Source organism: Demequina activiva, assembly GCF_016862815.1.
Classification (GTDB): Bacteria; Actinomycetota; Actinomycetes; order Actinomycetales; family Demequinaceae; genus Demequina; species Demequina activiva.
In genome coordinates this window covers 203,789-216,163 of record NZ_BONR01000004.1, presented here as the reverse complement: position 1 = coordinate 216,163, position 12,375 = coordinate 203,789, and the positions used below count along the sequence as shown (strand labels likewise).

Annotated in this window: 14 protein-coding genes; 8 read left to right on the top strand and 6 right to left on the bottom strand. The window is 69.0% G+C overall.

What is annotated here, in order from left to right; translation table 11 throughout:
- The first annotated feature begins 44 nt into the window (after window positions 1-44).
- From Dac01nite_RS10090 to Dac01nite_RS10060, 7 genes are read left to right on the top strand one after another with little or no spacing between them, the layout of a single operon-like run.
- Complete coding sequence (locus Dac01nite_RS10090; protein WP_239066611.1) at window positions 45-410, top strand: response regulator transcription factor; 366 nt, start codon at window positions 45-47, stop codon at window positions 408-410.
- Window positions 403-1,290: a HEAT repeat domain-containing protein gene (locus Dac01nite_RS10085; RefSeq protein WP_203656550.1), complete on the top strand. Its 888-nt coding sequence runs from the start codon at window positions 403-405 to the stop codon at window positions 1,288-1,290. The genes Dac01nite_RS10090 and Dac01nite_RS10085 overlap by 8 nt, the downstream gene beginning before the upstream one ends.
- Window positions 1,287-2,708 (top strand): glycosyltransferase family 2 protein, encoded by a 1,422-nt coding sequence (locus Dac01nite_RS10080; RefSeq protein ID WP_203656549.1) that lies wholly within the window; start codon window positions 1,287-1,289, stop codon window positions 2,706-2,708. Before Dac01nite_RS10085 ends, Dac01nite_RS10080 begins: the two co-directional genes overlap by 4 nt.
- Before the next feature lie 43 nt (window positions 2,709-2,751).
- Window positions 2,752-3,216, top strand: a complete 465-nt coding sequence (gene uraD / locus Dac01nite_RS10075) for a 2-oxo-4-hydroxy-4-carboxy-5-ureidoimidazoline decarboxylase (protein ID WP_203656548.1) — start codon at window positions 2,752-2,754, stop codon at window positions 3,214-3,216.
- Window positions 3,213-3,545, top strand: coding sequence for a hydroxyisourate hydrolase (gene uraH, locus Dac01nite_RS10070; protein ID WP_203656547.1), 333 nt, complete (start codon window positions 3,213-3,215; stop codon window positions 3,543-3,545). Before uraD ends, uraH begins: the two co-directional genes overlap by 4 nt.
- Window positions 3,546-3,595: 50 nt before the next feature.
- Window positions 3,596-4,432: an aldo/keto reductase gene (locus Dac01nite_RS10065; protein ID WP_239066610.1), complete on the top strand. Its 837-nt coding sequence runs from the start codon at window positions 3,596-3,598 to the stop codon at window positions 4,430-4,432.
- A gap of 50 nt (window positions 4,433-4,482) precedes the next feature.
- Window positions 4,483-5,466: an aldo/keto reductase gene (locus Dac01nite_RS10060; protein ID WP_203656544.1), complete on the top strand. Its 984-nt coding sequence runs from the start codon at window positions 4,483-4,485 to the stop codon at window positions 5,464-5,466.
- Between the two features lie 106 nt (window positions 5,467-5,572).
- Here Dac01nite_RS10060 and Dac01nite_RS10055 read toward each other — a convergent pair whose 3' ends face one another.
- Together Dac01nite_RS10055 and Dac01nite_RS10050 are read right to left on the bottom strand one after the other, a co-directional pair.
- On the bottom strand, window positions 5,573-7,207 hold the full coding sequence (locus Dac01nite_RS10055) for an ABC transporter permease (protein WP_203656543.1): 1,635 nt from the start codon (window positions 7,205-7,207) through the stop codon (window positions 5,573-5,575).
- A complete protein-coding gene (locus Dac01nite_RS10050) occupies window positions 7,204-8,103 on the bottom strand; it encodes an ABC transporter ATP-binding protein (RefSeq protein WP_203656541.1) in 900 nt (299 codons plus the stop codon). Before Dac01nite_RS10050 ends, Dac01nite_RS10055 begins: the two co-directional genes overlap by 4 nt.
- A 91-nt stretch (window positions 8,104-8,194) precedes the next feature.
- Here Dac01nite_RS10050 and Dac01nite_RS10045 point away from each other — a divergent pair, with 91 nt between their 5' ends.
- On the top strand, window positions 8,195-8,803 hold the full coding sequence (locus Dac01nite_RS10045) for a TetR/AcrR family transcriptional regulator (protein ID WP_203656539.1): 609 nt from the start codon (window positions 8,195-8,197) through the stop codon (window positions 8,801-8,803).
- 12 nt (window positions 8,804-8,815) lie between these two features.
- Here the strand turns inward: Dac01nite_RS10045 and Dac01nite_RS10040 are convergent, their stop codons facing one another.
- The 4 genes from Dac01nite_RS10040 to Dac01nite_RS10025 all read right to left on the bottom strand — a co-directional run bounded on the left by Dac01nite_RS10040 (window position 8,816) and on the right by Dac01nite_RS10025 (window position 12,358).
- Window positions 8,816-9,301, bottom strand: coding sequence for a hypothetical protein (locus Dac01nite_RS10040; protein WP_203656537.1), 486 nt, complete (start codon window positions 9,299-9,301; stop codon window positions 8,816-8,818).
- Between the two features lie 50 nt (window positions 9,302-9,351).
- A complete protein-coding gene (gene heR / locus Dac01nite_RS10035; protein WP_203656535.1) occupies window positions 9,352-10,110 on the bottom strand; it encodes a heliorhodopsin HeR in 759 nt (252 codons plus the stop codon).
- Window positions 10,111-10,201: 91 nt separating this feature from the next.
- A complete protein-coding gene (pgi, locus tag Dac01nite_RS10030; RefSeq protein ID WP_203656534.1) occupies window positions 10,202-11,881 on the bottom strand; it encodes a glucose-6-phosphate isomerase in 1,680 nt (559 codons plus the stop codon).
- Window positions 11,882-12,079: 198 nt separating this feature from the next.
- Window positions 12,080-12,358 (bottom strand): hypothetical protein, encoded by a 279-nt coding sequence (locus Dac01nite_RS10025; RefSeq protein ID WP_203656532.1) that lies wholly within the window; start codon window positions 12,356-12,358, stop codon window positions 12,080-12,082.
- Window positions 12,359-12,375 lie beyond the last annotated feature (17 nt).

Here is a 12,375-nt window from a genome sequence, read left to right as displayed (position 1 = left end):
ACGGCGCACTCGCACGGTGCGTCACAGCAGTGAAGGAGCATGTCGTGGCGAAGGTGATCGTGATCGAGGATGACCCGGACATCTCCCTGCTGGTGTCCCACAAGCTGCGGTCCTCGGGCCACGACGTCGAGGTCGAGACCGACGGGCAGGCCGGGCTGGCTGCGGTGCGATCCGTCAAGCCCGAGCTCGTCATCCTCGATTGGATGATGCCTCGCATGAATGGCATCGAGGTGTGCGAGGCCATGCGTGCGGACCCCGAGCTCGCGGAGATCCCTGTGCTCATGCTGACGGCCAAGGCTCAGGAGATCGACCTCGAGCGTGCCTACGGCGTGGGAGTCGACGAGTACATCCAGAAGCCGTTCTCGACGCGAGAGCTGGTGGTCAGAGTGGAGCGCCTTCTCAGTGCCTGAGTTCGCCGCCACGGGCTTCGAAGCAGTCGCGGCGATCCTTCTCGCCGGCTCGGTGGTGCTGGTCGTGGCGATGATCGTGGCGGCAGTGTCGATTCGCGCCGTCGGATGGCTCGTGGCGGCGTCGCGCCACGGCCGGGACCAATGGGCGCGCACCTTCCTGTTCGGCGTGCTCGCCGACGGTGAAGAGCAGGCTCCACGGGGTCCGCTGCGTCAGCGCGCCGTCGCTGATACCGCGATGCGCCTGTCCAGCAAGCTCCGCGGCGCTGATCGTGCGGCCCTCGCGAACTGGCTGCAGAGTCATGGGTACCGGCAGCGAGCGGTGGAGATGATGCGATCCAGCTTCGCCATCCGCAGGGCGCGTGGGACCCGGCTGTTCGTGGCGGCGCTGTGCGATCGCGAGACGGGCCCGTTGCTGGAACTGCTTGAGGATCGCGACGCGCGCGTGCGCGCCGCGGCCGCGCGGGCGCTCGGCCAGTGCGGCATCAGCACTGCGGTGCCGTTCCTGGTGCGCGCCGCCCAGTCAGGCACGCGTCCGCTGCCCGTCTCCGTCGCCGCCATGTCGATCATCCACACGGCTCCGCGTTCCGCTCGAGGCCTGGGCCTCGCATGGGACTCAGACAACCCCGCGATCGCGGCCATGGCAGCGGAGGTCGCGGGATTCCTGCACCTGACCGACGCGCGCGTGCGCATCGAGAGGCTGCTCGTCGCCGGTGACTCGCCTGTGGTCGTGAGCGCCGCGACCGCGCTCCAGCGCCTCGGCGACCCGCGCTCCACGGATGCCATCGCTCGCTCGCTGGAGCGCGAGGACGTCCAGCCGTGGGCTCGCATCGCTCTCCACGGCATCTACGCGGACATGCACGGCGTGAGGCTCGAACCATGAACGTGCTGCACACCATCTTCACGGTGGTCACAACGGTGGCGATCTTCTACTACCTGATCCATCACCTGATCTTCGGCTCCGTGATCGTCCGCGCGGCCTTCCACGTGGGACGGCAGCAGCGGTGGGAGGACGAGCAGGCGCACGCCCTCACCTTCTCGAACCCGTTGGCACCGGGTATCTCTGTGCTGATTCCTGCGCACAACGAAGAGGCCGGCATCGTGGCGTCGGTGACCTCGCTGGTCGAGGCGCACTACCCGCACGTCGAGATCATCGTGGTCGACGACGGCTCGAAGGACGCCACGGTCGAGCGCCTGCACGAGGCCTTCGACCTGTACGAGGCGGAGCTTCCCGTCACGGAACCCCGCGTCGGTCAGGTGGGCAGGGTGCTCAAGACGTATGCCTCCCGCAAGGCTCCCGGCCTGAAGGTGCTGTCGAAGACGTCCGTGGGTCGCCGGTCCGATGCGATCAACGCCGCGTTCCGTCGCAGCACCCAGCCATTGGTGTGCATGATCGACGGCGATTCGATCCTCGAGCCGGACGCACTGCTCCGCGTGGCGCAGCCGTTCGTCGACGATCCATCCGTGGTGGCCGCGGGCGGCGTGGTGCTGCCCTCCAACGGCTCGAAGGTCGAGCGCGGCCGCGTCACCGACGCACGCGTGCCGCGGACGTGGCTTGAGCGCACCCAGGTGCTCGAGTACCTGCGGGCCTTCCTCGTGGGACGCTCCGGATGGTCCGCATCCAACGGTCTGATGATCATCTCCGGAGCGTTCGGCATCTTCCGGCGCGAGGTGATGGCGGAGGTGGGCGGCCTCGACGAGGAGTCGCTGGCCGAGGACGCGGAGCTTGTGGTCGCCGTGCATCGCGCACACCGACGGCGACGCGAGGACTACCGGGTGGTGTTCGTCGCGGAGCCGGTGTGCTGGTCGGAGACCCCCTCGACCGCGAAGGTGCTCGCGCGGCAGCGCCGTCGCTGGTCGCATGGTCTGGGACAGATGCTGTCCCAGCACCGCGACATGATTGGCCGCCCGCGCTACGGACGCCTGGGCGTGGTCACCATGCCGTACTTCCTGCTCTTCGAGCTGTGGGGTCCCGTGGTCGAGCTGCTCGGCCTGTCCACCGCAGTGCTGGGCGTCGCCGTGGGGTGGGTCGATCCGTGGCTGTTCCTCCTGTTCGTCGCGGTCTCGTTCCTGCTGTCGATAGCAGTGTCGCTTGCAGCGCTGCTGGTCGAGGTCATCGCTTTCGGTCGCTACCAACGAGTCTCGGACACCCTGCGCCTCGCGCTGGCCGCAGTGTTCGAGCCGTTCTGGTTCCGGCCCATCCACGCGATCTGGCGCATCCGTGGTCTGGTCGCGTCGATTCGTGGCGAGCGTGCTGTATGGGGCGAGATGACGCGCAAGGGCTTCGCGGACGGACAGTAGCGCGCCCGTGTGCGCGAAGTGACGTCCCGCCTACGATGGGCGAATGAGGTTCGACAAGGAACGCCTGCTGGAGTGCCTGCGCGTCGAGCGCTGGGCCGATGCACTGGCGGGCAGGGATTTCGAGACGGCCGATGCACTGCTCGCGGCCGCCATGGAGGCCGCCACGCCGTTGAGCGAGCCGGAGATCGACGAGGCGCTCGCGGCACACCCGCGCATCGGCGAACGTGCGCAGGGCGACAGCGCGGAGGCCCGGTACTCCCGGGCCGAGCAAGGCGACGCCGACGCCGACGCGCAGACTACGGAGGCGCTGCGCGAGGGCAACGAGCGCTACGAGGCGCAGTTCGGGCGCGTGTTCCTGATACGCGCCGCCGGCCGGGACCGGCGCGAGATCCTCGAGGAGCTGAATCGACGGCTTCTCAACGACCCCGGTGTCGAGACCGATGAGGTCGCGGACCAGCTGCGGCAGATCGCCGCCATCCGACTCGAGCAGATCTGGGAGGACGCATGAGCTTCGTGACCACACACGTGCTGGACGCCGTGAGCGGGAGTCCCGCCGCGGGCGTCTCCGTCGCCCTCGCCAAGCGCGGGGGAGAGGGCTGGGAGCCCCTCGCGTCCGGCGTGACGGATGCCGATGGGCGCATCGGCGACCTCGGCCCCGACGCCCTGGACAACGGCATCTACCAGGTGCGCTTCGACACGGGCATGTACTTCTCGACTCGGGAGGTGCCCACGTTCTATCCCGAGGTGACCATCACGTTCGAGGTCGCCGGGGGCGAGCACTATCACGTGCCGCTGCTCCTCAGCCCCTTCGCGTACTCGACCTACCGCGGCAGCTGAGGGCGCGCATCGGCCGGAATGCTCCGGCCGTGCCGATGGTTGGCCACACCATGATCCCTACAGTCACGCTCAACGACGGCACGTCCATCCCGCAGCTCGGATTCGGCACCTTCCAGGTGCCGCCGGAGAGCGCGGTCGAGACCGTGAGCACCGCGCTCGAGGTGGGCTTCCGCCACATCGACACCGCCCAGGGCTATCAGAACGAGGCTGAGGTGGGTGAGGCGATCGCCAACTCGGGCATCGCCCGCGACGAGGTCTACGTGACGTCCAAGCTCACCAACTCGATGCACCGTCGCGACGACGTGCTGCGCTCCTTCGACGAGACCCTCGAGAAGCTGCGCCTGGACCGCCTGGACCTGTTCCTCATCCACTGGCCGGTGCCCACGCAGTTCGACGGCGACTTCGAGTCCACGTGGAAGGCGATGCTGGAGCTGCTCGAGGACGGACGCCTCACGTCCGCGGGAGTGTCGAACTTCGAGCCCGATCACCTCCAGCGCATCATCGACGACTCGGGCGTGACTCCCGTGGTCAACCAGATCGAGGCGCACCCGTTCTTCCGCAACGACGCCGCGCGCGCCGCCTCGCACGAGCACGCGATCGCCGTGGAGGCGTGGGGCCCTCTCGCCAAGGGCGAGGCCTTGAAGGACGAGGTGCTGCAGGGGATCGCTGCCGAAGTCGAGCGCGAGGCGTCGCAGGTGACGCTGCGCTGGCACATTCAGCGCGGAGACATCGTGTTCCCCAAGTCGATGCACCGGGACCGCATGACCGAGAACCTCGCGGTCTTCGACTTCGAACTGACGGACGAGCAGATGCAGCGCATCGACGCCCTCGACAAGGGCGAGGACGGCCGTCAGGGTCCCAACCCCAACACGTTCGATCGGGTTTGAAGCAGATACACGCGTAGCGTGGGCGTTGAACTCTCTCGAGGAGGACTGCCATGCATCAGCGCACGCTCGGCCAAGGCCTGACGGTGTCCGCGATCGGCCTCGGAGCCATGGGCATGTCGCAGTCCTACGGGCCCAACCCGGGATCGCGCGAGGACATGATCGCTGTGCTGCGCGGCGCCGCTGAGCGCGGTGTCACGTTCTTCGATACCGCCGAGGTCTACGGCCCGTACGTGAACGAGGAGTTGGTGGGAGAGGCCCTCGAGCCGCTGCAGGACTCGGTGGTGATCGCGACCAAGTTCGGCTTCGACATCGCCGGCGGCGAGGGGGGCCTCGACAGCCGTCCGGAGCAGATACGACGCGTCGCTGATGAGTCGCTGGCCCGACTCCGCACCGAGCGCATCGACCTGTTCTACCAGCACCGCGTGGATGCGAACGTGCCCATCGAGGACGTCGCTGGCGCAGTCGCGGAGCTCGTCACCGCGGGGAAGGTCGCGCATTTCGGGCTGTCCGAGCCGTCCGCCGCGACCATCCGCGCGGCGCACGCCGTGCATCCCGTCTCTGCGGTGCAGAGCGAGTACTCGCTATGGACGCGGGACCCCGAGGCGGAGGTGCTGCCCACGCTCGCGGAGCTCGGCATAGGCTTCGTGCCGTTCAGCCCGCTCGGCAAGGGATTCCTCACGGGCACCGTGAATGCCTCCACGGACTTCACCGAGGGTGACATCCGCTCGACGATCCCGCGTTTCAGCGAGGACAACCGAGCGGCGAACGAGGCGCTCGTCGCGCGCGTGCGCGGCATCGCCGATGCGCAGGGCGCCTCTCCCGGTCAGGTGGCCCTGGCGTGGCTGCTGGCTCAGCAGCCCTGGATTGTGCCCATCCCCGGAACGCGACGGCTGGAGCGGGTGGACGAGAACGCGGCGGCGACCGCCGTCGCACTGTCCGCGGACGACATCGCGGCGCTCGACGGGCTCGCCGCCGCCGTCGGTGTCGCGGGCGACCGCTACGGCGAGGCGCACATGCGCCTGGTCGACGGCTGACGCGGGCTGGCGGCAACTGGGCGCCGCAAAGCGTACGCAGATGGCCGGTGTCGCCAAACTGTGTACGGTTTGAGGTCCTCAGTTGCAGCGCCGCAACGACGCGGTCCTACACCGCGAGGTCCCGGCGACGGAAGCCCACGAACCCGATCACGGTGAACGCCAGCGTGAACAGCGACACCAACATCAGGCCGGTCCAGTCTGGATCGGGCAGCAGCACGTCGGGGACGTGCCAGAGGGGGCTGATGCCCAGCACCCAGTCCGCGAGCCCGAATGAGGGGCCCAACAGGGTCAGGACCAAGGACGCCGCGACACCCGCCCACGCCGCCACGGCGACATGGGGCCTCGCGCCCACCACGAACACGGACACCGCGACGATGGTCCAGGTGGCCGGCACCATGACGAGCGCTTGAGCGAGCACCTCGCCAAAGTCCACGCCCAGGTCCGAGCTTGAGGCGAGCGCGGCCACGACGGTGCCGGCAACGGCCATGTAGAGCACCGGGAGCGCGAACGCGAGCGCCACGTTCGCGGCGTAGTACCGCGGGCGTGCGACAGCCGTCGCCATGACGGGCTCGACGCGATCCTCGACCTCCTCGGAGCGCACCCGCAGCATCACCTGGACGCTGGGTATCGCGGCGAAGATGCCGATCATCGAGAGGATCATCACGACGAAGGCGGCGACCAGCGCCTCAGCCGACGCGGCGCCTCCCGCCAGCGCCACTGCCATGGGACTGGTGGGGTCGATCAGGTCGACGATGGACGTCGCGAAGTAGCCGAACACGGCCCCCAGCAGCACGAAGGCGATGGCCCACGTCAGCGCCGAGCCGCGGCTGAGCCGCCAGGCGAGCCCCCACGGGCGGCGGACCTTGCCGCGGGCAGGCCCGGGCCGCGGCTCCACCAGGCCTTGGCCGAAGTCTCGACGGTTCTCGAGCGCGAACGCCACCGCAAGGAGCACCGCGGTCAGCGCGATCCCCAGCGCCAGGGGCCACCACAGGTTGTCACCGGAGGGCGCGGTCTCCTGCATCCAGCCCAGGGGGTTGATCCAGATGGTCCACGACGGTGCCTCGACCGAGTACGCGAAGCCGCGCAGGATGAAGAGCGATCCCAACGTGGCGACAGCGATCGCGTTGGACGTGCGCGCATCGGCGCCGATCTGCGCGGTGACGGCCGCGAGCGCGGCGAACATCCAGCCGGTCACGGTGAAGGTGGCCGCGAGGAGCAGCGACGGCTCGGTGCCGCCACCGCACAGGATCGTCAGCAGCGCCGCGACCACGCCCAGCACGAGGGAGCCCAGGAGCGACATCGCGACGCCCGTCATCAGTCGCGCGGAGCGGCCGAGCACGCCGGACGCCAGCAGCTCCGCCTGCCCAGAGTCCTCCTGACCGCGCGTGGCCCGCGTCACGGTGAGGACCGCACCCATGGCCGCGAGGAAGCCGCCCAGCGCGAGCGCGCGCCACGCGTTGAAGCCGTCCGCTGTCAGCAGGTCGCCGGGAGGGCCAAAGATCAACCCGATCGCAGGGTTCGCGTCGACCGCCTGCTGGAGGCCCTCGCGGTCCTCCTGGTCCGGGAACACCCATGGGTAGACCAGCACCGACGATGCCGACAGCGCGCTGACGATGAGGATCCACGGCGCGATCAGGCGGCCGTTGTGGTGGAGCGAGACGGGCAGCAGCAGGCGCGTGCCGGTGGCGGCGCCTGAGCGGCGCCGTCGAGTCCGGACGGCCGATGCGGCGGTCGCCGTCATCGCTTGACCTCGGCGTAGAGCTGGAGGAACAGGCTCTCGAGACTGGGTGGCTCGGCGGTGAGGTTCGACATCCCGTAGCCGGCGAGCAGCGTCATCGCCGCTCCCGCCTGGTCCGGCTCGACGGTGGCCGTGAGGTCGTGGCCCTCGGTCGACACGTCGTGCAGCGGCGACAGGTCCGAGCCCGGGTCGGGCAGGCGCTCGAGCCTGACCCGGATGGAGGTGCGGGTGTCGGTGCGCAGGTCGTCGAGCGTGCCGGTTCGTACGATCACGCCGTCACGGATGATGCTGAGACGGTCCGTGAGGTTCTCGACCTCGGACATGATGTGGCTGCTGAGCAGCACGGTGGTGCCACGCCGCTTGGCCTCGTCGATGCACTGCTGGAACACCTGCTCCATGAGGGGGTCAAGCCCTGAGGTGGGCTCGTCCAGGATCAGCAGCTCGGCATCGGATGCCAGCGCGGCCACGAGCGCGACCTTCTGCTTGTTGCCCTTGGAGTACTGGCGGCCGCGCTTGGTGGTGTCGAGCTCGAAGCGCTCGGTGAGCTCCTCGCGCCGCTGCTCGTCCAGGCTGCCGCGCAGGCTCCCCAGCAGATCGATGGCCTCGCCGCCAGTCATGCTCGGCCACAGCGACACGTCGCCCGGAACGTACGCGAGGCGGCGGTGCAGCTCGACCACGTCCTTCCATGGGTCCCCGCCCAGCAGCCTGACGTGCCCCGCATCGGCCCGCAGCAGTCCCAGCAGCACGCGGATGGTCGTGGACTTGCCCGCGCCGTTGGGGCCCAGGAAGCCGTGCACCTCTCCTCGCGTGACGGTCAGGTCGAGGCCGTCGAGCGCCGTGAAGGAACCGTAGGACTTGACCAGCCCGTGGACGTCGATCACAGGGGAATCAGCGGTCATGAGGCGGGCCTCTCCGTTTCGATTGGCGGTGTTCCTCCATTAAACTCCACGCCTGTGGAAATAGGCAACCGCTGGCGCTAGAGTCTCTGGAATGGCACAGGACTCTGAGGCCGGACAGCCGCCCCGCGGGCGGCGCGGCGGCGACGCGCGCACCCGCGAGGACCTCCTGGACGCGGCGTTGGCGCTGTTCGCCGAGCATGGCTACGACGGTGCGTCGATGCGCGCCATCGCTGCTCGGGCCGGCACGGATCCCGGCATGATTCGGCACTACTTCGGCGACAAGGAAGGGCTGTTCGTCGAGACCGTCCTGGATCGCACGCCCACGGTCACCCGGCTGCGGGCGGCGTTCATGGACGGTTCGCCCGGCCAGGGCCGCCGCCTCGCAGACGCGTACTTCTCGCTGTGGGAGGATCCCTCGAGCGGGCCGATGCTGCGGGCCCTCGTGCGCTCCGCCCTCCCATCGCGCCGCGCACCCGAGTTCATGCGCCACGTGATCGGTGGGGCCGCGCTCGACGAGCCGGACACCGGCGACCCCGCTCTGCGCGGCCTCGGGTTGGCCGGCGGTCATCTGCTGGGCGTGGCGCTGATGCGCTACGTGGTCGAGATACCGCTCATGGCGACCATCCCACGCGACGAGCTTCTCGACCAGATCGGCCCCGTGATCGACGGCTACCTCGCGTCCGGCCTGCCGCGCCGCTGATCCGGCTTGCCGCTACGGCGCGACCGTCACCGTGCCAGCATCGGGGATGAGCACCGCAGGGCCCTCGAGGTCGCAGAAGGATGCGATGATCGCGATCTTCTCGTAGTCGGTGCCATCCGCCGTGGCCATCGGCACCTCCTGGTCCTCGTGCACGGTCATCTGCGCGGTGAAGTGGTCCCCGCCAGAGCCGTCGGCCTGCAGCACCGTCCCGCCTGGGAGGCGAACCTCGTACACGTCCGGGTCCACCGAGACGTTCATCTCCGTGGTTCCCGACGGCCAGAACGGGAGCCGGGCGGTCCCATCGATCAGCACCGCGACGCAGCCACTGGACTGCACCTGGAGCCGTCCGCTCATCAGAGTCGTCTGATCCCCGAAGCCGTCGACGACGATCTCGAGATCATCGGTGGTGAGGGAGGCGACTCCGTCCTCCTGCGCAGCGCAGCCGGCGACGAGCGCTGCGAGCGTCGCCGCCACCACCACGCTGGTGCGGCCGGCCATGATCGGAGACTAGAGGGGCCATCAACGTGGCCGCAAGGCAGGGGCGACGTTCAGGCGGCGAGCGACCCGGAGAACACCTGCCACGCCAGCGCCGTCTTCGCGATCAGGCTCAGGGCGATGTAGACGCGCTCGCCGCGCAGGTAGTCCGCCCACCTTCCCCGGGCGCGGTATTGCAGCCACTGCACCACCGCGAAGCAGTTGAAGAACACGAACAGGGACACGACGATGCCCCACACGAAGCCGGGGATGCTCGCATCGCTGGTGTTGCCGGGACCGATCAGGTTGATCACGATGATGATCCACGGGACGATCCCCACCATGCTGCCGAAGATGAACGGCAGCAGATCCCCATCGCCCGGCGTCGCGTAGCGCTCCTGGAGCCAGCCGAACAGGATCATGCTGGCGTTCACCGTGAACAGCGCGGCCAGCGCCGCGTAGTCCGCGATCCCATTGAGCTGGAGTATCAGCACGATCATGATGGACGAGGACAGCGAGTACTCGACCCACCGGAACGTATTGCGGTTCTCGCGAAGCCCCGCGGTGTACCGCGGGAACACGCGCGGCGAGATGATCAGGAAGTGGAAGAACGCGGACAGCAGCAGGAACCCCGCGACGGCGTAGGCGATGCTGATCGAGAACAGCGTGACCGGTTCGCCGAACGCGTCCGATCCAGGCGGGCCGTTCAGGTAGGTCGCTCGAACGGGAAGCGAGGCGTCGTTGGCGAGCACCAGGATCGCGACCAAGGACGCCAGGTGAAGGAGCCCCGCGATCAGGTTGAACGGTCGCAGCTTGGCAAGCGCAGTGTCCACGAGACTCTCCTCAGCGTCGAGTGACGGCCGGTGACGGCCTTGCTCGACTCAACCCGTGCATCGGCCGTCTGATTCCACGGCCGGTGCCGAGCTACGCGCGGTGCTCGCGGTAGTACGCGATGAGCGCCTGGGTCGAGGCGTCCTGCGAGGCGAGTGCCGCATCGTCCCCTTCGATCGCCGGAGCGATCTCGAGGGCGAGCTTCTTGCCCAGCTCCACGCCCCACTGGTCGAAGCTGTTGATGCCCCAGATCACGCCCTGGGTGAAGGTGATGTGCTCGTAGAGCGCGATGAGCTGACCGAGCACGGCCGGGGTGAGCGCCGGGGCGAAGATCGACGTCGTGGGGCGATTGCCCGCGAACGTGCGAGCCGCCACGAGCGCGCCCTTGGTGCCCTCCGCCTCGACCTCCTGGGCGGTCTTGCCGAAGGCCAGCGCCTTGGTCTGCGCCAGGAAGTTGGCGAGGAACAGGCTGTGGACGTCCTGCTCCCCGTCCGTGAGCGGGTACGCGGGGTTCACCACGGCGATGAAGTCCGCCGGGATCAGGCGGGTGCCCTGGTGGATGAGCTGGTAGAACGCGTGCTGGCCGTTCGTGCCGGGCTCGCCCCAGAAGATCTCCCCGGTATCCGTGGTGACCGGGCTGCCGTCCCAGCGCACCGACTTGCCGTTGGACTCCATGGTGAGCTGCTGCAGATACGCGGCGAAGCGGTGGAGCTGCTGGGCGTAGGGCAGCACGGCGTGCGACTGAGAGCCCAGGAAGTTGACGTACCAGACGTTCAGCAGGCCCATGAGGACGGGCACGTTCTGCTCTACAGGAGTCTCCGCGACGTGGCGGTCCACGGTGTGGAAGCCCTCGAGCAGCTCGCCGAACACGTCCGGGCCGAGCGCGATCGCGAGCGACAGGCCGATGGCGCTGTCGACGCTGTAGCGGCCGCCCACCCAGTCCCAGAAGCCGAACGCGTTGGCCGGGTCGATGCCGAACTCCTCGACCTTGTCCAGCGCGGTGGAGACCGCCACGAAGTGATGCGCCACGGCATCGGCCTTCTTGTCCTCGTCGGAGAGGTCCACCCCGGCCTCGGCCAGCGTGGTCCACAGCCACGCGCGTGCCAGCCGCGCATTGGTGAGCGTCTCGAGCGTGGTGAAGGTCTTGGAGGCGACGATGAACAGCGTGGTCTCCGGGTCCAGGCCCTTGACCTTCTGCGCCATGTCGGTGGGGTCGATGTTGGACACGAACCGAGCGCTGATGCCCGCGTTCGCGTAGAGCTCGAGGGCCTCGTAGACCATCACGGGGCCCAGGTCCGAGCCGCCGATGCCGATGTTGACGATCGTCTCGACGCGCTTGCCGGTCACGCCGGTCCACTCGCCGGAGCGGACGCCGTCCGCGAATTCGTTCAGGCGTCCCAGCACCTCCTGGACGTCCTGGTCCACGTTCTGGCCGTCCACCACCAGGTCCGGCGCCGCATCGGCCGGGCGGCGCAGCGCGGTGTGGAGCACGGCGCGGTCCTCGGTGGTGTTGATGTGCTCACCGGCGAGCATGGCCTGGTAGCGATCGAGGACGCCCGTCTCCTGCGCGAGCTTGACGAGGCTCGCGAGGATCTCGTCGGTCACGAGGTTCTTCGACAGGTCCACGTGAAGATCGCCCAGCTGCAGGCTCATGCGCTCGACCCGGCCCGGATCCTCGGCGAACCAGCCGCGCAGGTCAGGGGCGAAGGCGTGCTTGTGGGCGTCGAGCTCGGCCCAGGCGGACGTGGTCGTGGCGTCGATAGGTGAGTTCACGGTTCCCAGGCTAGTGGGGTCGCGCGGCGCCGTCACCAGGGCGGTGGTCCCGGTGCCGAGCGCGAGTCTCAGACCGGGCGCGGAGAACCATCGCAGCGTGGCTCCACGCCAGAATTGCTGGTCCGTCCTGGCAGTCGTCGAAGGCGGGATTCCCGCCGCGTCCTGCACTCACTGACTGCTGGGGCGCACCGAGGCGGCTCAGGTCGGCCCGAAACTCTCGTCGAGGCGGCCGGGCCAGCCCGCATCGGCCAGGCCCGCGCGGTCCAGGAGGTCCCGCCAGTCGTCGCGGGCGTGCTCGAGCGCGTCGTCGAACATGCTGAGGTTGCCGCGCGCTGCGATCAGCACGGCCGCGTGGATGCGCTCGGGGTCCACCTGGGGTGCGACCGTCAGGCGCTCGAGGCGGCCCAGCACTGCCGGCGAGACGGTGGGGAAGTCCTCGACCAAGCGCTCGCGGATGCGGTCGGTGACAACGGGCATGGGCGCGATTCTTCCAC